Origin of the sequence: Streptomyces sp. NPDC006261 (assembly GCF_040613515.1) — a bacterium.
Lineage (GTDB): Bacteria > Actinomycetota > Actinomycetes > Streptomycetales > Streptomycetaceae > Streptomyces.
Genome location: NZ_JBEXSI010000009.1, coordinates 22,366 through 46,798 on the forward strand (window position 1 = coordinate 22,366; position 24,433 = coordinate 46,798).

A 24,433-nucleotide genomic window follows, 5' to 3' on the forward strand; every position below is an offset into this window, starting at 1 on the left:
GGTGTTCGCTTGTGATTTGTTATGTGCGTTTATGTTGGCTGGGGGAGTGGGTGGAGGACCCTGGTGAAGAAGACGGTTACGCGCCTGGCCGACGGCCGTGAGCTGATCTACTACGACTCCGCGGACGGCACCGTCCGCGACGCCGTCGACCGGCGCCCGCTGGATGCCGTGTCGACCTCCTCCCAGGTCCGGCGCGATCCGCTGCTCGGCGACGCGGTCGCCGTCGCCTCACACCGCCAGGCCCGCACCTACCACCCGCCGGCCGACGCCTGCCCGCTCTGCCCCACGCGGGACGGGCGCCTCAGCGAGATCCCCGACAGCCACTACGACGTCGCCGTCTTCGAGAACCGCTTCCCCTCCCTCGCCGGCGATTCCGGCCGATGCGAGGTCGTCTGCTTCACCTCCGACCACGACGCGTCCTTCGCCGACCTCACCGAGGAGCAGGCCGCGCTCGTCCTCGCCGCCTGGACCGACCGCACCGCCGCACTCTCCGCACTCGACCAGGTCACCCAGGTCTTCTGCTTCGAGAACCGCGGCGCCGAGATCGGCGTCACCCTCGGCCACCCGCACGGCCAGATCTACGGCTACCCCTTCGTCACCCCCCGCACCGAGCTGATGCTCCGGTCGGCCGCCCGCCACCGCGAGGAGACCGGGGGCAACCTCTTCGACGACGTGGTCGCCCGCGAGGAGAAGGAGGGCACGCGGGTCGTCCTCGCCACCGACCACTGGATCGCCCACGTCCCGTACGCGGCGCACTGGCCCTACGAGGTCCACCTGCACCCCCGCCGCCGCGTCCCCGACCTCCCCGCACTCGACGAGGCGGCGCGGACGGAGTTCCCACAGGTCTATCTGGAACTCCTGAGGCGCTTCGACCGGATCTTCGGACCCGGCGAGCCGCCGACCCCGTACATCTCCGCCTGGCACCAGGCGCCGTTCGGGGTTGCCGGGCGGGAGGACTTCGCCCTCCATCTGGAGCTTTTCACCATTCGCCGTACCTCCGGCAAGCTGAAGTTCCTCGCGGGTTCCGAATCCGGCATGGGTGTGTTCATCAACGACGTGCCGCCGGAGGCCGCGGCCCAACGACTGCGAGAGGTAGCGAGCCAGTGAGCAACCCCCCGAACGCGAACGACCCGCGGAGCCCGGGCGATGCCCGGAAGAAGTACCTGGTCACCGGTGGCGCCGGATACGTCGGCAGCGTGGTCGCCCAGCACCTGCTGGAGGCCGGGCACGCGGTCACCGTCCTGGACGACCTCTCCACCGGCTTCCGCGCGGGCGTCCCGGCCGACGCCACGTTCATCGAGGGCCGCATCCAGGACGCCGCCCGCCACCTCGGCCCCTCCTACGACGGGGTCCTGCACTTCGCCGCCTACTCCCAGGTCGGCGAGTCCGTCGTGGAGCCGGAGAAGTACTGGGTCAACAACGTCGGAGGCACCACCGCCCTCCTTGCCGCCATGCGTGAACACGGGGTCCGCACCCTCGTCTTCTCCTCCACCGCCGCCACCTACGGCGAACCGGTCTCCAGCCCCATCACCGAGACCGATCCCACCGCCCCCACCAGCCCGTACGGCGCCTCCAAGCTCGCCGTCGACCACATGATCTGCGGCGAGGCGACCGCCCACGGCCTGGCCGCCGTCTCGCTGCGCTACTTCAACGTGGCAGGGGCGTACGGCAGTTGCGGCGAGCGCCACTCCCCCGAGTCCCACCTCATCCCGCTCGTCCTCCAAGTGGCCCTGGGCAAGCGCGAGTCGATCTCCGTCTACGGTGACGACTACCCCACCCCCGACGGCACCTGCGTCCGCGACTACATCCACGTCGCCGACCTCGCCGAGGCCCACCTCCTCGCCCTGGACGCGGCCGCCCCCGGCGAGCACCTCATCTGCAACCTCGGCAACGGCAACGGCTTCTCGGTCCGCGAGGTCATCGAGACCGTCCGCAAGGTCACCGGCCACCCGGTCCCCGAGACCCCCGCCCCGCGCCGCGGTGGCGACCCGGCCGTCCTCGTCGCCTCCGCCGCCACCGCCATCGAACGCCTCGGCTGGCAGCCGTCCCGCGCCGACCTGGCCGGAATCGTCGCCGACGCCTGGGAGTTCACCCGCAGAGAGGAGTCCACCACCCCATGACCGAGACCGTCGAACAGGCCGGGCCCGACCCCGCCGCCACCTTCACCGAGCTGTACGGGGGTGAACCCCACGGCGTCTGGGCGGCACCCGGACGGGTGAACCTCATCGGCGAGTACACCGACTTCAACGACGGCTTCGTCATGCCGCTCGCCCTCCCGCACACCGCCCGCGCCGCCGTCTCCCCACGCACCGACGGTCTCCTGCGGCTGCACTCCTCCGACGTGCCCGGCGCAGTCGTCTCCCTGCGCGTCGAGGAGCTGGCCCCGCACTCCGGCCACGGCTGGGCCGCCTACCCGGCCGGCGTGGTCTGGGCGCTGCGCGAGGCCGGCCATCCGGTCACCGGGGCGGACATCGCGCTGACCTCCACCGTCCCCACCGGCGCCGGGCTCTCCTCCTCCGCCGCTCTGGAGATCGTCACGGCGCTCGCGCTCAGCGACCTGTTCCACCTCGGCCTGAGCGGGCCCGAGCTGGCCGTCATCGGCCGCCGCGCCGAGAACGACTTCGTCGGTGTGCCCTGCGGGATCATGGACCAGATGGCCTCGGCCTGCTGCACCGAGGGCCACGCCCTGCACCTGGACACCCGCGACCTCACCCTGCGCCAGGTCCCCTTCGACCTGGCCGCCCAGGGCCTCACGCTCCTGGCCGTCGACACCCGGGTCAAGCACGCGCTCGGCGACGGGGCGTACGCGGAGCGCCGGGCCGGCTGTGAGGAGGGCGCCCGGCTCCTCGGGATACCCACCCTGCGCGACCTCCCGTACGACGGTCTCGACGCGGCCCTGGCCACCCTCACGGACGCCGGGGCGGACGAGTCCGTCATCCGCTGTGTACGCCATGTCGTCGGCGACAACCGCCGGGTCGAGCAGGTCATCGCCCTGCTCGACGCGGGCGAGGTGCGGGCGGCGGGCCCGGTCCTGGACGAGGGCCACCGCTCGCTCCGCGACGATCTGCGGGTCTCCTGCCCCGAGTTGGACCTCGCGGTCGAGGCGGCGCGGGAAGCCGGGGCGCTCGGAGCGCGGATGACCGGCGGCGGCTTCGGCGGTTCGGCGATCGTGCTGGCAGAGGCGGCGGTGGCCGACGCGGTGGCCGAGGCCGTCACGAAGGCGTTCGCCGGGGCAGGGCACGCGGCGCCGGGGATCTTCGCCGCGGTCCCGTCGGCGGGTGCGCGCCGTCTGAGCTGAATTCCGTTTCGGGCGGGGCGCGTTCAGAGCTGCTTGGTGAGGATGAACTCGGTGACGCCGGGCGGGTAGTCCTCGACCCGGCCGATCTCCACGTACCCCTGCTTCCGGTAGAAGTCCGGGGCCTGGAAGTCCCAGGTCTCCAGCCGGGAGCGGGTGCAGGCCCGCTCCGTGCGGGCCACCCGCTCGGCCTCGGCGAGCAGCTGGGAACCGAGGCCGGAGCCGCGGTGACGGGCGTCGACCCAGAGCAGGTCGACATGGAGCCAGTACGCCCAGGTCCGGCCGGTCAGCCCGCCGGCGAGGGCGCCGTGCTCATCCGAGGCCCACACCTCCAGCGGGGTTTCGTGCTCGGCGGAGGTGGAGAGCAGTGCGCGCAGGCCGGGCGAGGCCTTCACATTGTCCTGGTGCAGACGCCCGCTCAGCAGAATGCGACGTTCTTTGTCTACTTCTGTCTCAAGACGGAACATGAACCCCACCCTAAACACCCTGGGATCCCCCTGGGCCATCAGTTCCGCGAACAGCCCTCCCCCTCCGGCCCCCGCCCGTACGCTGATCCCAGCACCGGTGGGGGCCGGTGCCGAATCAGGGGGCGAGAGAGTCGGGTACGGCGCCCGGAGCGGGGTGGCAGGCGGTGCGGACGACGGCGGTCGTTCCACCCCGGTCCACCCGGAAGGCGGGCCACGGGCCGGCCGGACGTTCCGGACGCCGTACCCGCAGCTGTCCGCCCCCGCTGATGGGGGTCTCTCTGTGGCTCGAATCCGGGTTCTGGTGGTCGACGACCACCGCATCTTCGCCGAATCGCTCGCGGCGGCCCTCGCGGCCGAACCGGACGTGGACGTGGCGGCGGCGGGCAGCGGCCCGGCCGCCCTGCGCGCACTGGAGCGCGCGGCCGCCGAGGCGCGCCCGTACGACGTGATCCTGGTCGACGCCGAGCTCGGCGCCCTGGTCACCGGCGGCGCTCCGGCCGTGCCCGTACCCCGGCAGGAGGAGGCGGCCCTGGTCGACGGCATCTCGCTGGTGGCCGGGGTCCGCGCGGCCCGGCCCGGAGTGCGCTCGGTGGTGCTCGCGGAGAAGGACGACCCGCGGTGCGCCGCCCGGGCGCTCCAGGCGGGAGCCTCCGGGTGGGTGGCCAAGGACTGCTCGCTGCAGCGGCTGCTCACGGTGATCCGGGGCGTGCTGCGCGACGAGACGCACCTGCCGCCCGCCCTGCTCACCGGGGTCCTGCGGGAGCTGACCACGGCCCGCAAGCACCGCACCGAGAGCGAGCAGCTGGTGGAGTCCCTGACCCCCCGCGAACGCGAGGTGCTGCGCTGCATGGTGGCGGGGCTGGGCAGGAAGGCGGTCGCGGAGCGGCTGTTCCTCTCCCCGCACACGGTCCGTACGCACATGCAGAACGTGCTGGGCAAGCTCGGGGTCCACTCGACGCTGGCCGCCGTGGCGCTCGCCCGGCGGGCCGGGGTCGGCCCGGCGGAGCCCGTAACGGTCCGGCTAGCCGGGGATGTTGTCGAACGGGGCGGTCAACTGGCGTAGCAGCCCGGCCAGCTCACCGCGCTGGCGGCGGGAGAGCTCGCCGAGGATGGCCCGCTCCTGGTCGAGGAGCCCGGCCAGCGACTGGTCGGCCTTGTCGCGCCCCTCGGAGGTCAGCCGGACGAGGACGCCGCGGCGGTCGCTGGGGTCGGGGAGCCGTTCGACGAGGTTCTTCTTGGTGAGCCGGTCGATACGGTTGGTCATCGTGCCCGAGGTGACCAGGGTCTGGGTCAGCAGCTGCCCGGGGGAGAGCTGGTACGGGGGCCCCGCGCGGCGCAGCGAGGTCAGTACGTCGAACTCCCACGGCTCCAGGTTGTGCTCGGCGAACGCTATGCGGCGGGCCCGGTCGAGGTGGCGTGCCAGGCGGGAGACGCGACTGAGCACCTCGAGTGGTTCCACGTCGAGGTCGGGGCGCTCCCGGCGCCATGCTGCGACCAGTCGGTCGACCTCGTCCTCCATGTGGATCAGTGTAGAGGGTCTGTCGACGTGAAGTCTCTTGAATTCAAGTGTCTTGACATCAAGATATTCTGGGCGTGATCCTGTTCCCATGACACCGACGACGCCCACGACGCCCACGAACGAGCCCACCTGGGATCCGCAGCAGTACCTGCGTCACGCGGACCACCGCACCCGTCCCTTCCACGACCTCCTGGCCCGGATCGGCGACCTCCCCGGCCGCCCCGCACCCCGCATCGCCGACCTCGGCTGCGGTGCCGGCAACGTCACCGCCCTCCTCGCCGACCACTGGCCGGACGCCCGCATCACCGGCTACGACATCTCCCCGCAGATGCTCGCCGAGGCCGCCGCCCACGCCCGCCCGCCCCTCCTCGACTTCGCCGAGGCCGACGCCGCCACCTGGGCGCCCACCGAGACGTACGACCTGATCGTCTCCACCTCCGCGCTCCAGTGGATCCCCGGCCACACCGCGTACTTCCCCCGCTGGATCGACGCCCTCGCCCCCGGCGGCACCCTCGCCTTCCAGGTCCCCGGCAACTTCACCGCCCCCAGCCACACCCTCCTGGCCCAGCTCCGCGACTCCGACCGCTGGCGCCCCCGCCTCCACGGCACCGGCGACCGCACCGCCGCCGTCCTGGACCCCACCGACTACCTCGCCCTCCTACGGGACCTGGGCTGCACTGCGGACGTCTGGGAGACCACCTACCTCCAGACCCTGCACGGCGACGACGCCGTCCTCGACTGGGTCAAGGGCACCGCCCTGCGCCCCGTCCTCACCGCCCTCGCCGACGACCCCGAGGCCCGCGACGCGTTCGTCACCGCATACCGCGACCTGCTGCGCGAGGCGTACCCGCCCGGCCCGTACGGCACGGTCTTCCCGTTCCGCCGCATCTTCGCCGTCGCTCGCAAGGAGAAGCCGTGACCGCTTTCGTGGGCCTCGCCGCCGTCGACCACGTACAGCTCGCCGCCCCGCCCGGCTCCGAGGACGCCCTGCGCGCCTTCTACGCCGGCGCCCTGGGCATGACGGAGATCCCGAAACCCCCGGTGCTCGCCGCCCGTGGCGGCTGCTGGTTCGCCGCCGGTCCCGTCCAGCTCCACCTGGGCACCGAGGAGGACTTCCGCCCCGCGAAGAAGGCCCACCCGGGCCTGCGCGTCACCGGGATCGTGGCGTACGCGGCCCGCCTGGAGGCCCACGGCGTCCCGACGGAATGGGACGACAACCTCCCCGGCCACCGCCGCTTCTACGCCCACGACCCGGCGGGCAACCGCCTGGAGTTCCTCGAGCCGGACGCCGACGCGGAAGAGCCGGACGCCGACGCCGCGTGAGGCCTACAGCTCCTTGAGCGCGTCAGCGGGGGTGTCGATGTCCACGGGGAACGGCACGCCCGTCTTCAGCCGGTCGTGACGGACCCCGGTCAGCGCGTACGCCCTCGTCACCGGATCCAGCTCGTAGACCCGCACGACGGGATGCTGGTCGGCGCCCGTCATGTCCACCAGCCAGAAGTTCGGGATGCCGGCGGTCGCGTAATCCCCAACCGTCATCACAACGTGCCACGCGCCCGGGAAGGGTGACGGCGGTCGGTCAGCTCTTCCGGTGCCCTATCAGCCGCGGCTTCGACTCCAGGTTCTCCAGCCCGTGCCAGCACAGATTGACCAGGTGCGCCGCGACCTCCGCCTTCTTCGGCTTGCGGACGTCCAGCCACCACTGGCCGGTCAGCGCCACCATCCCCACCAGCGCCTGCGCGTACAGCGGCGCCAGCTTCGGGTCGAAGCCGCGGGCCTTGAACTCCAGGCCCAGGATGTCCTCCACCTGCGTGGCGATATCGCTGATCAGCGACGCGAACGTGCCCGTCGACTGCGCCACCGGGGAGTCCCGGACCAGGATCCGGAAACCGTCCGTGTACGACTCGATGTAATCCAGCAGCGCGAACGCCGCCTGCTCCAGCAGCTCCCGCGGATGACCCGCCGTGAGCGCCCCCGTCACCATGTCCAGCAGCCGGCGCATCTCGCGGTCGACGACCACCGCGTACAGGCCCTCCTTGCCGCCGAAGTGCTCGTACACCACCGGCTTGGAGACCCCGGCGCGGGCCGCGATCTCCTCCACCGACGTGCCCTCGAACCCCTTGTCGGCGAAGAGGGCGCGGCCGATGTCCAGCAGCTGCTCGCGGCGCTCCTTCCCGGTCATCCGGACCCGCCGGACCCGCCGGGAGGAGGTCGGTCTGCTCTTCTCGCTGCTGCCGTCGGTCGCCACGTCGTCAATCATGCCGGGTCGGCCGGTAGGGGGGCGCGCCGGGCGTCGATACGGGCCGCATCCGGCCACCGCACGTCGTACGCCCACCCCAGCTGCTCGAACCAGCGGATCAGCCGGGCACTGGAGTCGATCTGCCCCCGCATCACACCGTGCCGCGCACTCGTCGGGTCCGCATGGTGCAGGTTGTGCCACGACTCGCCGCACGACAGCACCGCGAGCCACCACACGTTCCCCGAACGGTCACGGGATTTGAAGGGGCGCTTGCCGACCGCATGGCAGATCGAGTTGATCGACCACGTCACGTGGTGCAGCAGCGCGACCCGTACCAGCGAACCCCAGAAGAACGCCGTCGCCGCACCCCACCACGACATCGTCACCAGACCGCCCACGAGCGGCGGAATCGCCAGCGAGACGATCGTGAAGGAGAGGAAGTGGCGCGAGATGCCCCGGATCGCCGGGTCCTTGATCAGATCGGGCGCGTACTTCTGCTGCGGGGTCTGCTCCTCATCGAACATCCACGCGATGTGCGCCCACCACAGGCCCTTCATCAGGGCCGGCAGGCTCTCCCCGAACCGCCACGGCGAATGCGGGTCACCTTCCGCGTCGGAGAACTTGTGGTGCTTGCGGTGATCGGCCACCCACCGCACCAGAGGCCCCTCCACCGCCAGCGAACCCATCACGGCCAGCGCGATCCGCAGCGGACGCTTCGCCTTGAACGCACCATGCGTGAAGTACCGGTGGAAACCGATCGTGATCCCGTGGCAGCCGATGTAGTACATCGCCACCATCAGCCCGATGTCGAGCCAGCTCACCCCCCAGCCCCACGCCAGCGGCACCGCGGCCACCAGGGCGACGAACGGCACCACGATGAACGCCAGCAGCGCGAACTGCTCGATCGACCTCTTCTTGTCCCCGCCGAGCGTGGCGGGCGGAAGGCCGGAGGAAGGGGAGCCGGACGGACCGGTCTCGTCGATCACATCGGAAGCGGACGGCATACGGAATCCCCTGGGGAGTGAGGGAGCGGTACCAGGACGGCCATGGCTACGGTTCCGTAACCTACGGCTTGGTAAGTATGACAGTGACGGGCCCCACAACACGAGAAGCCGGTCCAGCCCGTCACCCGCGGTACCCCACACCCGCAGCGGGGTAGGGCACCCCTGTCGACGGCATCCGTGTACCCCCGCCAGGGCTGCGGACACACCGAAGGCGACGACACCTATCCTGGAAGGGTCGGACAGCGCGGTCCGCACCCGCTCGTCGGGGCGTGGCAACAGCACCGCTGCCTGCCGCAGGGCCCCGCACCCCGCCACGCGCTCTCCCACCGCCATCAGCACCACCACCGGGAGACGCCGAAGCGACGCACCTCCTCATTCACTGCAAGGAGCCGCACACTGTGAGCAGTGCCGACCAGACCCCCGCCGCCAGCCCCGAGCTGCGCGCCGACATCCGCCGCCTCGGCGACCTCCTCGGCGAGACCCTCGTACGCCAGGAAGGCCAGGAACTCCTCGACCTCGTCGAGCGGGTACGCGCCCTGACCCGCACCGACGGCGAAGCGGCGGCCGCACTCCTCGGCGACACCGACCTGGAGACCGCCGCACAGCTCGTGCGCGCCTTCTCCACCTACTTCCACCTCGCCAACGTCACCGAGCAGGTCCACCGCGCCCACGAGATGCGCGACCGCCGGGCCGCCGAAGGCGGGCTCCTCGCCCGCACCGCCGACCGGCTCAAGGACGCCGACCCCGAGCACCTGCGCGCCACCGTCAAGAACCTGAACGTCCGGCCGGTCTTCACCGCCCACCCCACCGAGGCCGCGCGCCGCTCCGTCCTCAACAAGCTCCGCCGCATCGCCGAACTGCTCGAGACCCCGGTCATCGAGGCCGACCGCCGCCGCCACGACCTCCGGCTCGCCGAGAACATCGACCTCATCTGGCAGACCGACGAACTGCGCGTCGTCCGCCCGGAGCCCGCCGACGAGGCCCGCAACGCCATCTACTACCTCGACGAGCTCCACACAGGCGCCGTCGGCGACGTCCTCGAAGACCTCGCCGCCGAACTGGAACGCGTCGGCGTCGAACTCCCCGCCGGCACCCGCCCCCTTACCTTCGGCACCTGGATCGGCGGCGACCGCGACGGCAACCCCAACGTGACCCCCGCCGTCACCTGGGACGTCCTCATCCTCCAGCACGAGCACGGCATCACCGACGCACTCGAACTCATCGACTACCTGCGCGGCCTGCTCTCCAACTCCATCCGCTACACCGGAGCCACCGACGAGCTCCTCACCTCCCTCCAGGCCGACCTGGAACGCCTCCCCGACATCAGCCCCCGTTACAAGCGGCTGAACGCCGAGGAGCCCTACCGCCTCAAGGCCACCTGCATCCGGCAGAAGCTCGTCAACACCCGCGAGCGCCTCGCCAAGGGCACCCCCCACCGCCCCGGCTGCGACTACCTCGGCACCTCCGAACTCATCGCCGACCTCGCCCTCATCCAGACCTCCCTGCGCGAGCACAAGGGCGGCCTCTTCGCCGACGGCCGCATGGACCGCACCATCCGCACCCTGTCCGCCTTCGGCCTCCAGCTCGCCACCATGGACGTACGCGAACACGCCGACGCCCACCACCACGCACTCGGCCAGCTCTTCGACCGCCTCGGCGAGGAGTCCTGGCGCTACGCCGACATGCCCCGCGACTACCGGCAGAAGCTCCTCGCCAAGGAACTCCGCTCCCGCCGGCCCCTCGCCCCCACCCCCGCCCCGCTCGACGCAGCCGGCGAGAAGACCCTCGGCGTCTTCCACACCATCAAGGAAGCCTTCGAACGCTTCGGCCCCGAAGTCATCGAGTCCTACATCATCTCGATGTGCCAGGGCGCCGACGACGTCTTCGCCGCCGCCGTCCTCGCCCGCGAGGCCGGACTCCTCGACCTCCACGCCGGCTGGGCCAAGATCGGCATCGTCCCGCTCCTGGAGACCACCGACGAGCTCAAGGCCGCCGACGTCATCCTCGACCAGATGCTCGCCGACCCCTCCTACCGCCGCCTCGTATCCCTCCGCGGCGACGTCCAGGAGGTCATGCTCGGCTACAGCGACTCCTCCAAGTTCGGCGGCATCACCACCTCCCAATGGGAGATCCACCGCGCCCAGCGCCGCCTCCGCGACGTCGCCCACCGCTACGGCGTACGCCTGCGCCTCTTCCACGGCCGCGGCGGCACCGTCGGCCGCGGCGGCGGCCCCTCCCACGACGCGATCCTCGCCCAGCCCTGGGGAACGCTGGAAGGCGAGATCAAGGTGACCGAACAGGGCGAGGTCATCTCCGACAAGTACCTCATCCCCGCCCTCGCCCGCGAGAACCTGGAACTGACCGTCGCGGCCACCCTCCAGGCCTCCGCCCTCCACACCTCGCCCCGCCAGTCCGACGAGGCCCTGGCCCGCTGGGACGCGGCCATGGACACCGTCTCCGACGCGGCGCACATCGCCTACCGCAAGCTCGTCGAGGACCCGGACCTGCCCGCGTACTTCCTCGCCTCCACCCCCGTCGACCAGCTCGCCGACCTGCACCTGGGATCACGGCCCTCCCGCCGCCCCGGCTCGGGCGTCTCGCTCGACGGCCTGCGCGCCATCCCGTGGGTCTTCGGCTGGACCCAGTCGCGACAGATCGTGCCCGGCTGGTACGGCGTCGGCTCCGGCCTCAAGGCCCTGCGCGAAGCCGGACTCGACACCGTCCTCGAAGAGATGCACGAGCAGTGGCACTTCTTCCGGAACTTCCTCTCCAACGTGGAGATGACCCTCGCCAAGACCGACCTGCGCATCGCCCGGCACTACGTCGACACGCTGGTCCCCGACGAGCTGAAGCACGTCTTCGACGCCATCGAGACCGAGCACGCGCTGACCGTCAAGGAAGTCCTCAAGGTCACCGGCTCCACCGAACTGCTCGGCACCAGCCCCGTGCTCCAGCAGACCTTCTCCATCCGCGACGCCTACCTGGACCCGATCTCCTACCTCCAGGTCTCCCTGCTCGCCCGCCAGCGGCAGGCCGCCGCACGCGGCGAAGAGCCCGACCCGCTCCTGGCCCGCGCCCTGCTGCTCACCGTCAACGGCGTCGCGGCGGGCCTGCGCAACACCGGCTGACCCACGGAACGCCGGAGTGCCCCCGCCGACCCGGTCGGCGGGGGCACTCCGGCGTCTCGGCCGGTCCCGTGCCGCCTCGGCAGGGGACCGGCAGGCGGAGAGCGGTTCGAGATCGTCTCGGTGGGGCCTCAGGAGCGCATCGCGTGGGTGCGGTGCGGCCCTCGGCCCCGGGTATCAGCCCTGGGCGGCCGACTGCTGCGTCTTGCGGCGGCGGGTCACCAGGAAGGCGCCGGCACCAGCGAGGGCGACGGCGGTGGCGGCCAAGACGCCCACCGGGACACTGGAACCGGTCTCGGCCAGGTCGCCGGTGCCGGTGCCCGTACCCGTACCCGTACCCGTACCCGCGCTCTCCGAGGCGGACGGAGCCACACCCGGTGACTCCGGCGTGGTCGTGGCCGGAGCGGTGGCCGACGGGGTCGAGCCCGGCTCGTCGGTCGGGGTGCTCGTCGGAGTGCCGGTGGGCGTGTCCGTCGGGGTGCTCGTCGGCGTGTCCGTCGGGGTGTCGGTGGGGGTGTCGGTGGGGGTGCCCGACGGCGTCGGAGTCACCGAGGCCGGGCAGGTGTGCGACAGGTTGAACTTGTTGTGCTTGACCGTGCCCTTGATCTCCGCACTGATCGCGGTCAGCTCGGCACCCGGCTCGGAGATGGCGTAGGCGTGGTCGTCCTTGGGCGGCCCGAAGACCGTGATCTCCTGCTCGCCGCCCGGCTCGAAAGTGACCGTCAGCTTGGTGAAGATCGCGGAGTTGCCAGGGAGGATGAAATGCCAGCCATCCTTGTCGGCCGGGACGCCCGGGCACTCCTCAGAGGCCTTCCCGTCGGCGAACTCGGCTGCAGTCAAAGGAAGTTGCTGGCGCAGGGTCGGGTGGTTCGGGCCGTCCGTGGCTGCGGCGGCCGGGGCCAGCACGAGACAGGTCGTCACGGCAGCGACCAGCGCACCGAACGGAGTCAGGAAGCGTTGCATGGGCACTCGTCCATCTGAGAGGTGAAATTTGCCGTGGAGGGCGGCGAAGGGGCATCTTAGCCGCCCCCCGATCCGCCCCGGCCCGCCAGTTCATAACAATCGCGGCTCCCCCGGGACCACGGTCACACCGCGAGGAACGTCGCCACCACGAGCACCCCGCCGGCCCCCGCCAGCGACCACGCCGTCCGCGTCGCCCGCAGACCACCCGCCGCCAGCGGGGCCGCCAGCAGCATCGCCCCGCCCAGCGGCAACCAGGCGTGCAGACCTCCACCCCACCCCGTCCGGACCGCCACATCCGTGCCCGGCTTCACCACCACAGGCAGCCCCCGGCCTGCGTGAACCGCCACCGACCGCTCGATGGTCACCGCAGCGCGCGGCGGACCTTCACCGTCGGGAACATAACGGCCGTCACACATCTGCTCACCGCACGCGGCCACCGTGAGAACACCGTGCTGCCGCCCTTTGGGCAGCAGCACGTGGTGCGCCGACTCCCACGAGGCCCAGACTCCCGCGACAAGCAGGAGCAGGATGACCAGGACCACCGCGACGCTACGGACGTATGTCATGAGCCGCGATCGTACAGTCGGACCCATCCGCGCGGCCGGTCAGGAGTTGTACGCGCTCTGCGCCCGCTCCAGCCCCTCCGCCAACAGACACTCCACCCCGTCCGCCGCCCGGTCCACCAGGAACGCCAGCTCCTTGCGCTCCACCGACCCGAAATCCTTCAGCACGAAATCCGCGACCTGCATCCGCCCCGGCGGCCGCCCGATCCCGAACCGCACCCGGTGATAACCCGGACCCATCGACTTCGTCATCGACTTCAGCCCGTTGTGCCCGTTGTCCCCGCCCCCCAGCTTCAGCCGCAACATCCCGTAATCGATGTCCAGCTCGTCGTGGACCGCCACGACATGGTCCAACGGCACCTTGTAGAAGTCCCGCAACGCCGTCACCGGCCCGCCCGACAGATTCATGTACGCCATCGGCTTCGCCAGCACCACCCGCCGGCTCCCCGGACCCGGCGGACCGATCCGCCCCTCCACCACCTGCGCCTGCGCCTTCTGCGCCCGCTTGAACTTCCCGCCGATCCGCTCGGCCAGCAGATCGGCCACCATGAACCCGACGTTGTGCCGGTTCGCCGCGTACTCGGGGCCGGGATTGCCGAGGCCCACGATGAGCCAGGGGTCGGTGGCGTCGGACATCAGCGCTCGGTCTCCTCACATACGGCATACGACTCATGGCACAGGCAAACGGGGCGGCGGCTCCCCCGGAAGGGAACCACCACCCCGTCAGTCAAGCAGGTGGAACGTCAAGCAGGTGAAGCGTCAAGCAGGCCGAACGGGAGCGGCGAGGGCTCAGGCCTCGACGGTCTCGGTCTCGCCCTCCGCGGACGGCTCCTCGGCCTGCGCGGAGACGACCTGGATCACGATCGCGTCCTCGTCACCGGCGAGCACGGAGCCCTTCGGCAGCGGGATGTCCTTGGCGGAGATCGAGTCACCGGCGTCCAGGCCCGCGACGGAGACCGTCACGGACTCGGGGATGTGGGTGGCCTCGGCCTCGACGAGCAGCGTGTTCAGCACGAACTCGAGCAGGTTGGCACCCGGCGCCAGGTCGCCCTCGGCGTGCACCGCGATCTCGACGTTGACCTTCTCGCCGCGCTTCACGGTCAGCAGGTCGACGTGCTCGATGGTGCCCTTGAGGGGGTGACGCTGCACGGCCTTCGGGATGACCAGCGTGTCCTTGCCGTCGATCTCCAGACCGATCAGCACGTTGGCCGTACGCAGCGCGAGCAGCAGCTCGTGACCCGGCAGCGTGATGTGGACCGACTCGGCACCGTGGCCGTAGACGACCGCGGGGACCTGGTTGGCACGACGGATACGGCGGGCAGCGCCCTTGCCGAACTCGGTACGGACCTCGGTGGCGAGCTTGATCTCAGCCATGGTTGCACTCCTCGTCAGGTGACGGAAACCGTCGGAAACGGATCTCGAACGGTCACCCGGCCCACGACAGGCCTGCTACGAAGAGCGCGTCGATAACGGAGCACCGTACACACAGGTACGGCCTCCCTCGCCGAGCAACTCGGTGAGTCTACCCGGCGTGGAGGCCGTCCCCCAAAGTGGATCAACAGCGGGCCACAGGGCCCGTTGTCGATCCCCCTGTCAGCCCTGCTCCTCGAAGAGGCTCGTCACCGAACCGTCCTCGAACACCTCACGCACCGCACGCGCGATCGTCGGCGCGATCGACAGCACCGTGATCTTGTCCAGCTCCAGCTCACCCGGGGTCGGCAGCGTGTCCGTGAACACGAACTCGCTCACCTTCGAGTTCTTCAGCCGGTCCGCCGCCGGACCCGACAGCACACCGTGCGTCGCCGTCACGATGACGTCCTCCGCACCGTGCGCGAACAGCGCGTCCGCGGCCGCACAGATCGTGCCACCCGTGTCGATCATGTCGTCGACCAGCACACAGACCCGGCCCTCGACGTTACCGACGACCTCGTGGACGGAGACCTGGTTCGGCACGTCCTTGTCACGGCGCTTGTGCACGATCGCCAGCGGCGCGTCCAGCCGGTCGCACCAGCGGTCGGCGACCCGCACACGGCCCGCGTCCGGCGACACGATCGTCAGCTTGGAACGGTCCACCTTCGCGCCCACGTAGTCCGCCAGGATCGGCAGCGCGAACAGGTGGTCCACCGGACCGTCGAAGAAACCCTGGATCTGGTCCGTGTGCAGATCGACCGTGAGAATCCGGTCCGCACCCGCCGTCGCCATCAGGTCCGCCACCATGCGCGCCGAGATCGGCTCACGGCCACGGTGCTTCTTGTCCTGACGGGCATACCCGTAGAACGGCACGATCACCGTGATCGAACGCGCCGACGCGCGCTTCAGCGCGTCCAGCATGATCAGCTGCTCCATGATCCACTTGTTGATCGGAGCCGTGTGGCTCTGGATCAGGAAGCAGTCCGCGCCACGTGCCGACTCCTGGAACCGCACGTAGATCTCACCGTTGGCGAAATCGAAGGCCTTCGTCGGCACGAGACCGACACCCAGTTGATGTGCGACCTCCTCGGCCAGCTCGGGGTGGGCGCGGCCGGAGAAGAGCATCAGTTTCTTCTCGCCGGTCGTCTTGATCCCGGTCACAGCACAGTCTCCTCAGACGTGTATCTGGCGCTGCACGCATAGGTCCCGATGTGCAACGAGCCAGCCGAAATGGGTGAGCATCTATCACGGTACGCCGTCACCGGCGCACCTGATTCCGGTCAGCTTTCGCCGTCGGCTCCCTGCGGCGACGCCTGAGCAGCCTGAGCCGCGGCGCTGCCCGGACGCTTCCGGGCCACCCAACCCTCGATATTCCGCTGCTGGCCCCGCGCCACGGCGAGCGAACCGGAGGGGACGTCCTTCGTGATGACCGACCCGGCGGCGGTGTAGACCCCGTCCCCGACCGTGACGGGTGCCACAAACATATTGTCCGAACCGGTACGGCAGTGGGATCCGATCGTCGTGTGGTGCTTGGCCACCCCGTCGTAGTTCACGAAGACGCTGGCCGCACCGATGTTGGTGTGATCACCGATGGTCGCGTCACCGACGTAGCTGAGATGCGGGACCTTCGTCCCCTCGCCGATCGTGGCGTTCTTCATCTCCACGTACGTACCGGCCTTGGCCTTCGTCCCCAGCCGCGTCCCCGGCCGCAGATACGCGTACGGCCCCACGGACGCCCCCGGACCGACCTCGGCCGAGTCCGTCACGGAGTTGTCCACCCGGGCCCCGGCGTGCACGACGGTGTCCTTGAGCCGCGAGTTCGGCCCCACTTCACTGTCCTCCGCGAGATGCGTCGTCCCCAGCAGCTGCGTCCCCGGGTGCACGACCGCGTCACGCTCGTACGTCACGGTCGCGTCGATCATCGTGGACGCCGGGTCCACGACCGTCACGCCCGCGAGCATCGCCCGCTCCAGCAGCCGCTCGTTCAGCAGCCGACGCGCCTCGGCGAGCTGGAGCCGGTTGTTGATGCCGAGGATCTCCCGGTGGTCACCCGCCACGGACGCCCCGACCCGGTGGCCCGCCTCGCGCAGGATGGAGAGCACATCGGTGAGGTACTCCTCGCCCTGGCTGTTGTCGGTGCGCACCTTGCCCAGCGCGTCGGCCAGCAGCGACCCGTCGAACGCGAACACCCCGGAGTTGATCTCCGGGATCGCCCGCTGCTCGTCGGTGGCGTCCTTGTGCTCGACGATCTCGGTGACCGCACCCGAGGCCGCGTCGCGCACGATGCGCCCGTAACCGGTGGAGTCCGGGACCTCGGCGGTCAGGACGGTGACCGCGTTGGCGTCGGCCGCGTGGGTGGCGGCGAGCGCGCCGAGCGTCTCGCCGGAGAGCAGCGGGGTGTCGCCGCAGACGACGATCACGGTGCCGTCGACGGACCCGCCGAGCTCTTCGAGCCCCATGCGGACGGCGTGCCCGGTCCCGTTCTGCTCGGCCTGGAAGGCGGTGCGCACGGGGGCGGCGCCGGCGTTCAGGTGCGCGGTGACCTGCTCACTGGCGTGACCGACGACCACGACGAGGTGCTGGGGGTCCAGCTCACGGGCGGCGGCGACGACATGTCCGACGAGCGAGCGCCCGGAGATCTCGTGCAGGACCTTGGGTGTCTTCGACTTCATACGGGTGCCCTCACCCGCTGCGAGGACGACGACGGCTGCCGGGCTGGTTGCGCTCACGGATGTGCCCTTCGGCTTCGGGTGGTGGTCATCCGCAGGATACCGGGGGTGTTTCGGCGGGGAATGGGGGCGGGCCCCGACCGGTGTGGTCGGGGCCCGCGAAGTCGCTCCGCCGCTAGGACTCGAACCTAGACCGAACACCTCCAAAGGGTGCCGTGCTGCCAATTACACTACGGCGGAACACGCGTCAGCCGGGCAGAGAGAGACCTCACCCGAAAACGCTGCCGCCTACTATGCCGCACCATCACCCCTCGATGCGACGGTAGAGGTCAGCGCTTTGCTGGACCTGGATGACCGGACACCCCCGATAGCCCGTGCCGACGTTCTTGCGGTTGGGCTTCGGGTTGTGCTTCTTGAGCGTGGTCTTGCCGAACGATGCGCCATCCGTCTTCGCGAGGTCTGCCCAGTACTCCAGGGCTGAGGGGTCCTTGGCGCGGGGCCGCTTCGTCCACTCCGGTGCGGTCCCCCTGGAGGAGGCGGTTCAGGAGGTCGTTGTTGTCGACCTGGAGGCGGTCGCGGATCTGACGCGGCTGAGCCCTTCCTGGCGCAGCGCCACCGCCTGGGCTCGGAGGCCCTCGAAGTCGGCGTACTTGCTTGGGGTCTCGGTCATAGGAAGAGCGTCGTCCGGTATGCGGACGCTCGGGTCGAAAACGCGGTCGATTCGCCATTTCGGGCGATCGGCGCGTGTTTCGTGCTCGTTCGAACGCGGAACGTGCTGTTGCCGGTCACCGGAAAATGGGATGCGGCCGCCCGTAGGCTGGATGCCATGACCGCAACGGGGGCAGACCGGGAGGCGGCGGGATCGACCACCCGCGGCTACTGGTGGTGGGAACGGCGGCGCAGTGTCGCCCTGGACGTGGGACTGGCGCTGGTATCGGCGCTGGAGTGTGGCCTGGAGGGGGTTGATTTCGCCGGGAACACCGGGTTGCCGACGCCGGTGGGTGTGGTGTTCGGGCTGCTCGCGGGTTCGGTGCTGCTCGTACGGCGGCGGTGGCCGATCGCCGTGGTGCTGGTCTCGATCGCGACGACGCCTGCCGAGATGGGCTTCCTGATGGGCCTGGTGGGCCTGTACACGCTGGCCGCATCCGAGGTGCCGCGCCGGATCACCGTCGTCCTGGCGGGGATGTCGTTGGTGGGGACGTTCATCGTCACCTATGTACGGCTGCGCCAGAGCGTTGCCGAGCAGGCTGATTTCGGGCCGGGGGACTGGTATGTGCCCTTGGTGTCCGTCTTCATGTCGGTGGGGCTGACGGCCCCCTCCGTGTTGTTCGGCCTCTACATAGGGGCGCGGCGCCGTCTGATGGAGAGCCTGCGGGAGCGGGCGGACTCGCTGGAGCGGGAGCTGTCGCTGCTGGCGGACCGGGCGGAGGAGCGGGCCGAGTGGGCGCGGACGGAGGAGCGGACCCGGATCGCGCGGGAGATGCATGACGTGGTGGCCCACCGGGTGAGCTTGATGGTGGTCCATGCTGCGGCGCTTCAGGCCGTCGCCCCGAAGGACCCGGCGAAGGCGGTGCGGAACGCGGCGCTGGTGGGGGACATGGGGCGGCAGGCGCTTACGGAGTTGCGGGAGATGCTCGGGGTGTTGCGGAGCGGGGATGCGCTGATCGCGCCTGTTGCGGCGGGTGGGGGTGCGGTTCCGCTGGCGTCGGTGGGGCAGGCGGCTGCGGCGGCCGCGGCGGCGGCGTCGGAGGACGGGCCTCGGCTGAGCGAGCTGGAGGCGCTGGTGGCGCAGTCGCGGCAGGCGGGGATGGTGGTGGAGCTGTCGGTGGACGGTGAGCTGCGTCCGTATGCGCCGGAGGTCGAGCAGACGGCGTTCCGGGTGGTGCAGGAGGCGCTGACGAACGTGCACAAGCATGCGGCGGGGGCGAAGACGTGGGTGCGGCTGGCGCATCGGGGGGCCGAGGTCGCGATGCAGGTGGAGAACGGTCCTTCGGACGCGGCGGCGGCGGATGCGGGGCTGCCGAGCGGGGGGAACGGGTTGGTGGGGATGCGGGAGCGGGTGCTGGGGCTGGGGGGTGTGTTCGTGTCCGGTCCTACGGACGCGGGCGGGTTCCGGGTGTCGGCGGTGCTGCCGGACGCTTCCGGCCCGTCCGGCTGAGGCGGCCGGAGGGGCTGGGCCGGTCGGTCGGGTCCGCGTCAGCCGGATGGGCCGGTCGGTCGCTGGGCCGCGTCAGCCGGGCGGGCTGGACAGGCGTGCCGGTTGCGTCCCCGTGATCAGCGTCGCCAGGGCCTCGTCGATGTCCTGGCCCAGGAACCAGTCGCCCGTGTGGTCGATGCCGTAGACCCGTCCCTCGGTGTCGATCGCGAGGACGGCCTGTTCCTCGCCCTCCGCCCCCAGCGGGGCGACCTCCGTCTCCAGGGCTCGTCCCAGGTCGCCCAGTGTGCGGGCGAGGTGCAGCCCGTGCAGCGGGTCTATGCGGACGGCGGCGGGTGCGATGTGCCGGCCCGGTGCGGTCGCCGTGATGTGCAGGGCCCCGAACTCCGCCCAGGCCTCGACCGCCGCCGGGAAGACCGCGTGCCGGTGCCCGGCGGGCGAGGTGTGGGCGCGCAGGGCGTCGGCCCATTCCTCGGCCTGCCGGATGTCCCAGCGGCCGGGTTGCCACCCCGCTGTGCGCAGGGCGGCGTCGACGGCGACGGGGAAGCGGGTGGAGTTGTGCTGCTGCTGCGGAAGGTGCGGGTGCTGGTCGTGCATCGGTGGGCGGTCAGCCCTTCTCGGCGGTGGTCGCGGCGCCGGTGGTGGTGAGGTCGACGGGGCGTACGCCGAAGTGGGAGAGGAGCGCCGAACAGGATCGGCAGGGTGGTGCGTAGCTTCCGTGGAGCGGGTCGCCGTCCTCGCGGATGCGGCGGGCGGTGAGCCGGGAGTGTTTGAGCGCGCGGCGGGCTTCCCCGTTGGTCAGGGGTTTTCGCTGGGCGCGTTTGGAGCGGCCGCTCTCGGTGGCGGTGAGCTGCCGGGAGAGCAGTATGGCCTCGGGGCAGCGGCCGGTGAAGCGTTCGCGCTGGCCGCTGGTGAGGGTGTCGAGGAAATCCTGGATGAGCGGGTGCAGGGCCGGCGGCTGGTCCCCCTTGCCGGCGGTGCAGGTGAGTGTCTCTCCGCGTACGGACAGCGCGGCGGCCACGGCGGGGAGGATCCCGTCGCGGCGGTGGAGCAGGTGAGGCGTGCGGCTGGTCTCGGTGCTGCTCCAGTTGAGTCGCGGGTCCCCTGATGTTCCATTGGTGACTGTTTGTGCTGAATGCATGGTGCGGTCGTCCCTCCCTGCAATCCCCCGAGTTGCGGGGACAGCCTGCCAAATGTGCAGGGTGGTGGGGAAGCTGGGTGGGGGAAACGTGTGCGCGTGTCGCCGGAAGGTGCGGGACCGTCGCCTCACCGTCACGTGAATGTGACCGTCGGTGACGGAATCGGCGGGGCGGGACCCCCTGTTGCCCCACCGCTTAGGCTGTGCGGAACCACCAGACGCAGCAGGGGGCAACCGCCATGACGACAGGTCGGCTCGGGCAGCAAGCCGTGCCACCGAACGCGGCCTATGCCGGTCAGGTCGTGCACTTCCCGGACCCGGTCCGGGCGTCCCGCCATCCCAGAGGTGTGCGTGTGGGCGACGGCGGCCATCCGGATTTCTCGCCGTACGCGCGGGCCGCGGCCGAGATCGCCGACCCTCCGCAGGGGTTCGGTGTCGACGAGCTGCGGCTGACCGATTACGTGTCGGCGAACGCGGCGATGGCGGCGTCCGGCCATGAGCTGTGGGACACGATCGAGGCGGTGGCGACGCCGCACGGCTGGACCTGGCACCACGTGTCGGGTGGCCGGCGGATGGAGCTGGTGCCGGTCGAGGTGAAGGCGCTGCTGCGTCATCACGGTGGTCTGGCGACGGCGGAGGTGGACCAGAACCGGCGGGGTACGCGCCCGTTGCAGGAGACCCGTCCGGCGCATTTCCGGCTGCCCAAGGGTGCGGTCGCGGTGAGCGAGCAGCAGGTCCAGGGCGTCGAGGAGGATCTCGGTTACCGCTTGCCGGGCGCCTACCGCTCCTTCCTCAAGGCGGCGGGCGGTTCGGCCCCCGTCGGGGCCGCGCTGGATGCCGAGCTGGGGCTGCTGGTGGACCAGCCGTTCTTCACGGTGCGTGACGAGGCGGCTGTGAACGACTTGGTGTACGTGAACAAGTGTCTGCGGGACCACTTCACCAAGGACTACCTGGGCGTCGCTTTCGCCCAGGGCGGGATCCTGGCCGTGAAGGTGCGGGGGCAGGACGTCGGTTCGGTGTGGTTCTGCCCGTACGACGATGCCCGGGACCAGGACGGCTGGAGCGTGCAGGAGCGCGTGGAGCGGTTGTTGCTGCCCTGCGGTGCGGACTTCGACGTCTTCCTCCAGCGGCTGGCGGGCAACCCGCCGGAGCTGGAGACGGTGGCGAACCTGATGGTGGACGGTGGCTTCGCGCGCGCCGTCCCGGTGGAGGGGTGAGCGCGGTGGTGACTTTCGCGCAGGCGCAGGAGCGGGCGGACGAGTGGGTCAACGGTGACGTGCCCGCGTACCAGCACCGTGAGGTCCGGGTCCGTGAGTTCGAGCTGGGGTTCGTGGTGTGGGCCGAGGACCGGGCGGAGGGTCCGGTCTCGGACGGTGGTCGTCAGCGGCTGGTGATCGCCCGGGACAGCGGCGAGGCGACGTTGTGGCCGGGGCTGCCGGTGGGTGAGGTGATCCGGCGGTACGAGGAGGAGTACGGGGCTCCGGCGGGTGCGCCGGCCGCCGCGCCGGAGCCGCCGCAACGGGTGGATCTGAACCAGACGTCGTTCCTGCTGACGCCTCCGGAGTGGCTGCAGGAGGCGGCGGACAAGCTGGGGATCCCGGACCACCGGGCGGAGCGGCGGGCGGCGGAGGAGGAGGCGGACGCGGCTGCTTCTGCTTCCGCCTCTGCTTCTGCTTCCGACGGATCGGTGTCACCGTCGGCTCCGACGCCGGCCGGGCGTGCGTCAGGCCCGGCGTCGGGCGGGACGTCCGCGCCCGCCCCCGCCGATGAGCCCGCGCCCGCCCCTGCGGACGCGGTACCGGCCCCGGCCACTCCCGCTCCCGCCCCTTCTTCCGGTGGTTCCTCCACCTCCTGGCCCGCCGCGGGCGGCAGCGCGGGCGGGGCGGCCTACGAGCCCACGGCCTCCGATGGCGTGCCCGCCGACGCGACCCCGTGGGCCGGTACGGACACCAACTCCTTCGACTCCGACGACGGGGCCGTTCCGCTGCCCGCGACGGTGTTCGCTCCGCCGCTCTCGGGGACGGACGACGAGGAGGCCCCGCCACCGGTGGTGTCGGCGGAGGCGCCGACCGCGCTGATGTCGGGGGGCAGCCGGCTGCCGCGTACGCAGGTTGCTCCCACGCTCAGGCCCGGCCAGGGCGCCCCGGACTCCGCGGGCCCGCAGGCCTCCTCCCCGGGTGCCGGGGACATCGCGGACGCGGCGACCAGCAAGGCCGTGGTCCCGCCGCGCGGTTCGCGTGGGGCGGGTTCGGCGACCCCGCCGCCGCCCGGTGCGCCCGGGATCCCCGGCGTACACCCGGGTGCGACGCCGCCGCCCTCGGGCCCGGGTGCGCCCGGTGCTCCGGCGGGCGGGTACATCCCGACGCAGCTGGTCTCCCAGCTCGGCCCGCCCGGCGCCACCCCGCCGCCCGGCCCGCCCGCTCCTCCCGGCCCGCCGCCGGGCTCCACGCCGCCTCCGGGCGGCGGCGGAGTCCACCACGCGGCGACGATGCTCGCCGACGGGAGCAGCATCGGCGCGGGTGTCCCGTCCTCGGGCACGCCCCGCCCTCCCGGGGCCCCGGGAGCTCCGCTGCCCCCGGGCCCTCCCGGTGTCCCCGGTGCCCCGCAGCCGCCCGGGCCGCCGGGGCCCCCTGGGCCTCCTGGGCCTCCGCCCGGCTCCACACCGCCCCCCGGCGGGATGCACCACGCCGAGACGATGTTCGCGAGCTCCGGCGCGATCCCGGTCCCCGGCCCGCCCAACCCCCCGGGTCCTCCCGGTCCTCCGGGTCCGCCCGGTCCGCCCGGTGCTCCGCAGGGCGGTGCCCACGGCCCCGTACCGCAGACGCCTCAGTCCGGCGGCCCGCACACCCCGCCGCCGCCGGCGTACGGCTATCCGCAGCAGCCGAGCGGTCTGCCGACCGTGGGTCCGGGCTACCAGGCGGTGTTGCGGTTCCGGGCTCCGGACGGCAGTGAGCAGCAGCTGATCCGGCGTTCGGCGCCGGGTACTCCGCACCCCGAGTGGCAGATGCTGCACGAGCTGCGGGCGATGAACGTGCCGCCGCAGCAGGTGATCGAGCTGCACACGGAGCTGGAGTCCTGTGAGCTGCCCGGCGGGTACTGCGCCCGGATGATCCGGGAGACCTGGCCGCAGGTGCGGATCACCAGCGTGGCGCCGTACGGCACCGATCACGCGAGCCGTCAGCAGGGCATGCAGCATCTGCTGACGCATCAGGGTGAGCTGCACCAGGTGGCGGACGGCCCGGCGCGGCCGGCTCCGCTGCGGGCCGCGCTGCCGCAGTTGCCGCCCGCGCCGGCGTTGCCGCCGGAGGCGGTGGCCGAGGAGTTGCTGCAGGCGTTCGGTCCGCAGGGGATCCTGCGGTTCGATGAGCGTGCGGTGTCGCGTCAGGGTGTGCCCGAGATCGTCGCCCGTACGTTGGTGTGGGCGGGGCTGCCCGCCGATTTCGGGCCGTTCTTCTGGGCGCAGCCGGGGCAGCCGGTGGTGCCGACGCTGGGTGAGCTGGCGGTGCAGCGCCAGGTGCAGGCGGCGCCGGATGCTGGGTCGTACCTGGTGATGGGTACGGACTTCGGGCGGGCGATCTGTGTCCAGTACGGGACGGCGAACATCGTGGCCGTGCCGGTGGAGGCGGGTGCGGGTGGCCAGTCGGTGGCGCCGCAGTTCGTGAACACGGGGCTGCCGGAGTTCGTGCGGTCGATGGCGCTGCTGGGCCGGATGTGGCGGCTCCGGTTCGGGCTGACCCCCGAGCAGGCGGGCCGTTGGACCGTCGATTTCCAGGCACAGCTGGTGGCGCTGGATCCGGCGGCGCTGGCGTCGCCGGAGAGCTGGTGGTCGGTGCTGCTGGAGCAGATGTGGGACGGTCTGCTCTGATCCGTACCGCTGGCCGGTAGA

Annotated in this window: 22 protein-coding genes, 1 tRNA gene and 2 pseudogenes; 10 read left to right on the top strand and 15 right to left on the bottom strand. The window is 71.4% G+C overall.

The window, feature by feature from the left end; all coding sequences use genetic code 11:
* The first annotated feature begins 63 nt into the window (after window positions 1-63).
* Genes galT through galK form a run of 3 tightly spaced genes read left to right on the top strand, consistent with a single transcriptional unit; the run spans window position 64 to window position 3,298 of the window.
* Window positions 64-1,107, top strand: coding sequence for a galactose-1-phosphate uridylyltransferase (gene galT, locus ABZ154_RS07615; protein WP_356829994.1), 1,044 nt, complete (start codon window positions 64-66; stop codon window positions 1,105-1,107).
* A complete protein-coding gene (gene galE / locus ABZ154_RS07620) occupies window positions 1,104-2,120 on the top strand; it encodes a UDP-glucose 4-epimerase GalE (RefSeq protein WP_356829996.1) in 1,017 nt (338 codons plus the stop codon). Before galT ends, galE begins: the two co-directional genes overlap by 4 nt.
* Entirely contained in the window at window positions 2,117-3,298 is a 1,182-nt protein-coding gene (gene galK, locus ABZ154_RS07625; RefSeq protein WP_356829998.1) for a galactokinase, read from the top strand. Before galE ends, galK begins: the two co-directional genes overlap by 4 nt.
* A gap of 23 nt (window positions 3,299-3,321) precedes the next feature.
* Here the strand turns inward: galK and ABZ154_RS07630 are convergent, their stop codons facing one another.
* The gene (locus ABZ154_RS07630; protein WP_356830000.1) at window positions 3,322-3,762 is read right to left on the bottom strand and encodes an N-acetyltransferase; all 441 of its coding nucleotides are present in this window, start codon (window positions 3,760-3,762) and stop codon (window positions 3,322-3,324) included.
* Between the two features lie 280 nt (window positions 3,763-4,042).
* On the opposite strand from ABZ154_RS07630, the gene ABZ154_RS07635 reads away from it, so the two are divergent.
* The gene (locus ABZ154_RS07635; RefSeq protein WP_356830002.1) at window positions 4,043-4,825 is read left to right on the top strand and encodes a response regulator transcription factor; all 783 of its coding nucleotides are present in this window, start codon (window positions 4,043-4,045) and stop codon (window positions 4,823-4,825) included.
* Here ABZ154_RS07635 and ABZ154_RS07640 read toward each other — a convergent pair.
* Entirely contained in the window at window positions 4,784-5,281 is a 498-nt protein-coding gene (locus ABZ154_RS07640) for a MarR family transcriptional regulator (protein ID WP_356830004.1), read from the bottom strand. The genes ABZ154_RS07635 and ABZ154_RS07640 overlap by 42 nt on opposite strands.
* Before the next feature lie 88 nt (window positions 5,282-5,369).
* Between ABZ154_RS07640 and ABZ154_RS07645 the strand changes: the two genes are divergently transcribed.
* Complete coding sequence (locus ABZ154_RS07645; RefSeq protein ID WP_356830006.1) at window positions 5,370-6,200, top strand: trans-aconitate 2-methyltransferase; 831 nt, start codon at window positions 5,370-5,372, stop codon at window positions 6,198-6,200.
* Window positions 6,197-6,604, top strand: a complete 408-nt coding sequence (locus ABZ154_RS07650; protein ID WP_356830008.1) for a VOC family protein — start codon at window positions 6,197-6,199, stop codon at window positions 6,602-6,604. The genes ABZ154_RS07645 and ABZ154_RS07650 overlap by 4 nt, the downstream gene beginning before the upstream one ends.
* Window positions 6,605-6,607: 3 nt before the next feature.
* Here the strand turns inward: ABZ154_RS07650 and ABZ154_RS07655 are convergent.
* The 3 genes and pseudogenes from ABZ154_RS07655 to ABZ154_RS07665 form a co-directional block, all read right to left on the bottom strand.
* Window positions 6,608-6,805 (bottom strand): annotated as a pseudogene (locus ABZ154_RS07655) (Uma2 family endonuclease); the annotation flags it as partial.
* A 55-nt stretch (window positions 6,806-6,860) separates the two neighbouring features.
* Window positions 6,861-7,541: a TetR/AcrR family transcriptional regulator gene (locus ABZ154_RS07660; RefSeq protein WP_356830010.1), complete on the bottom strand. Its 681-nt coding sequence runs from the start codon at window positions 7,539-7,541 to the stop codon at window positions 6,861-6,863.
* A complete protein-coding gene (locus tag ABZ154_RS07665; protein ID WP_356830012.1) occupies window positions 7,538-8,524 on the bottom strand; it encodes a fatty acid desaturase in 987 nt (328 codons plus the stop codon). Before ABZ154_RS07665 ends, ABZ154_RS07660 begins: the two co-directional genes overlap by 4 nt.
* 398 nt (window positions 8,525-8,922) lie before the next feature.
* Between ABZ154_RS07665 and ppc the strand changes: the two genes are divergently transcribed.
* Window positions 8,923-11,652: a phosphoenolpyruvate carboxylase gene (ppc, locus tag ABZ154_RS07670; protein ID WP_356830014.1), complete on the top strand. Its 2,730-nt coding sequence runs from the start codon at window positions 8,923-8,925 to the stop codon at window positions 11,650-11,652.
* 174 nt (window positions 11,653-11,826) lie between these two features.
* Here the strand turns inward: ppc and ABZ154_RS07675 are convergent, their stop codons facing one another.
* The 8 genes and pseudogenes from ABZ154_RS07675 to ABZ154_RS07710 form a co-directional block, all read right to left on the bottom strand.
* Entirely contained in the window at window positions 11,827-12,612 is a 786-nt protein-coding gene (locus tag ABZ154_RS07675; protein ID WP_356830016.1) for an LPXTG cell wall anchor domain-containing protein, read from the bottom strand.
* Window positions 12,613-12,734: 122 nt separating this feature from the next.
* A complete protein-coding gene (locus ABZ154_RS07680) occupies window positions 12,735-13,178 on the bottom strand; it encodes a hypothetical protein (protein WP_356830018.1) in 444 nt (147 codons plus the stop codon).
* Window positions 13,179-13,217: 39 nt separating this feature from the next.
* Window positions 13,218-13,811, bottom strand: coding sequence for an aminoacyl-tRNA hydrolase (gene pth, locus ABZ154_RS07685; protein WP_356830020.1), 594 nt, complete (start codon window positions 13,809-13,811; stop codon window positions 13,218-13,220).
* A gap of 153 nt (window positions 13,812-13,964) precedes the next feature.
* On the bottom strand, window positions 13,965-14,549 hold the full coding sequence (locus tag ABZ154_RS07690; RefSeq protein WP_356830022.1) for a 50S ribosomal protein L25/general stress protein Ctc: 585 nt from the start codon (window positions 14,547-14,549) through the stop codon (window positions 13,965-13,967).
* Between the two features lie 219 nt (window positions 14,550-14,768).
* On the bottom strand, window positions 14,769-15,746 hold the full coding sequence (locus ABZ154_RS07695; protein WP_015609053.1) for a ribose-phosphate diphosphokinase: 978 nt from the start codon (window positions 15,744-15,746) through the stop codon (window positions 14,769-14,771).
* A gap of 119 nt (window positions 15,747-15,865) precedes the next feature.
* Window positions 15,866-17,314, bottom strand: a complete 1,449-nt coding sequence (glmU, locus tag ABZ154_RS07700; protein WP_356830024.1) for a bifunctional UDP-N-acetylglucosamine diphosphorylase/glucosamine-1-phosphate N-acetyltransferase GlmU — start codon at window positions 17,312-17,314, stop codon at window positions 15,866-15,868.
* A 107-nt stretch (window positions 17,315-17,421) separates the two neighbouring features.
* A tRNA-Gln gene (locus ABZ154_RS07705) sits at window positions 17,422-17,494 on the bottom strand.
* A gap of 64 nt (window positions 17,495-17,558) precedes the next feature.
* Window positions 17,559-17,924: pseudogene (locus ABZ154_RS07710) on the bottom strand (hypothetical protein).
* Window positions 17,925-18,080: 156 nt separating this feature from the next.
* On the opposite strand from ABZ154_RS07710, the gene ABZ154_RS07715 reads away from it, so the two are divergent.
* Window positions 18,081-19,412, top strand: a complete 1,332-nt coding sequence (locus tag ABZ154_RS07715; protein ID WP_356830026.1) for a histidine kinase — start codon at window positions 18,081-18,083, stop codon at window positions 19,410-19,412.
* A 72-nt stretch (window positions 19,413-19,484) separates the two neighbouring features.
* Here the strand turns inward: ABZ154_RS07715 and ABZ154_RS07720 are convergent, their stop codons facing one another.
* Both ABZ154_RS07720 and ABZ154_RS07725 read right to left on the bottom strand, forming a co-directional pair.
* Window positions 19,485-20,006 (bottom strand): SUKH-3 domain-containing protein, encoded by a 522-nt coding sequence (locus ABZ154_RS07720; protein ID WP_356830028.1) that lies wholly within the window; start codon window positions 20,004-20,006, stop codon window positions 19,485-19,487.
* 10 nt (window positions 20,007-20,016) lie between these two features.
* Complete coding sequence (locus ABZ154_RS07725; RefSeq protein ID WP_356830030.1) at window positions 20,017-20,550, bottom strand: YwqJ-related putative deaminase; 534 nt, start codon at window positions 20,548-20,550, stop codon at window positions 20,017-20,019.
* Between the two features lie 236 nt (window positions 20,551-20,786).
* Between ABZ154_RS07725 and ABZ154_RS07730 the strand changes: the two genes are divergently transcribed.
* Together ABZ154_RS07730 and ABZ154_RS07735 are read left to right on the top strand one after the other, a co-directional pair.
* Window positions 20,787-21,764, top strand: coding sequence for an SMI1/KNR4 family protein (locus ABZ154_RS07730; RefSeq protein WP_356830032.1), 978 nt, complete (start codon window positions 20,787-20,789; stop codon window positions 21,762-21,764).
* Window positions 21,761-24,412 (top strand): SUKH-4 family immunity protein, encoded by a 2,652-nt coding sequence (locus ABZ154_RS07735; RefSeq protein WP_356830034.1) that lies wholly within the window; start codon window positions 21,761-21,763, stop codon window positions 24,410-24,412. The genes ABZ154_RS07730 and ABZ154_RS07735 overlap by 4 nt, the downstream gene beginning before the upstream one ends.
* Window positions 24,413-24,433 lie beyond the last annotated feature (21 nt).

Bases quoted from the DNA above. Each gene is read 5' to 3' on its own strand.
- galK (WP_356829998.1), top strand. From the start codon at position 2,117: ATGACCGAGACCGTCGAACAGGCCGGGCCCGACCCCGCCGCCACCTTC.
- ABZ154_RS07630 (WP_356830000.1), bottom strand. From the start codon at position 3,762: ATGTTCCGTCTTGAGACAGAAGTAGACAAAGAACGTCGCATTCTGCTG.
- ABZ154_RS07640 (WP_356830004.1), bottom strand. From the start codon at position 5,281: ATGGAGGACGAGGTCGACCGACTGGTCGCAGCATGGCGCCGGGAGCGC.
- ABZ154_RS07645 (WP_356830006.1), top strand. From the start codon at position 5,370: ATGACACCGACGACGCCCACGACGCCCACGAACGAGCCCACCTGGGAT.
- ABZ154_RS07660 (WP_356830010.1), bottom strand. From the start codon at position 7,541: ATGATTGACGACGTGGCGACCGACGGCAGCAGCGAGAAGAGCAGACCG.
- ABZ154_RS07665 (WP_356830012.1), bottom strand. From the start codon at position 8,524: ATGCCGTCCGCTTCCGATGTGATCGACGAGACCGGTCCGTCCGGCTCC.
- ABZ154_RS07675 (WP_356830016.1), bottom strand. From the start codon at position 12,612: ATGCAACGCTTCCTGACTCCGTTCGGTGCGCTGGTCGCTGCCGTGACG.
- ABZ154_RS07680 (WP_356830018.1), bottom strand. From the start codon at position 13,178: ATGACATACGTCCGTAGCGTCGCGGTGGTCCTGGTCATCCTGCTCCTG.
- pth (WP_356830020.1), bottom strand. From the start codon at position 13,811: ATGTCCGACGCCACCGACCCCTGGCTCATCGTGGGCCTCGGCAATCCC.
- ABZ154_RS07690 (WP_356830022.1), bottom strand. From the start codon at position 14,549: ATGGCTGAGATCAAGCTCGCCACCGAGGTCCGTACCGAGTTCGGCAAG.
- ABZ154_RS07715 (WP_356830026.1), top strand. From the start codon at position 18,081: ATGACCGCAACGGGGGCAGACCGGGAGGCGGCGGGATCGACCACCCGC.
- ABZ154_RS07720 (WP_356830028.1), bottom strand. From the start codon at position 20,006: ATGCACGACCAGCACCCGCACCTTCCGCAGCAGCAGCACAACTCCACC.
- ABZ154_RS07725 (WP_356830030.1), bottom strand. From the start codon at position 20,550: ATGCATTCAGCACAAACAGTCACCAATGGAACATCAGGGGACCCGCGA.
- ABZ154_RS07730 (WP_356830032.1), top strand. From the start codon at position 20,787: ATGACGACAGGTCGGCTCGGGCAGCAAGCCGTGCCACCGAACGCGGCC.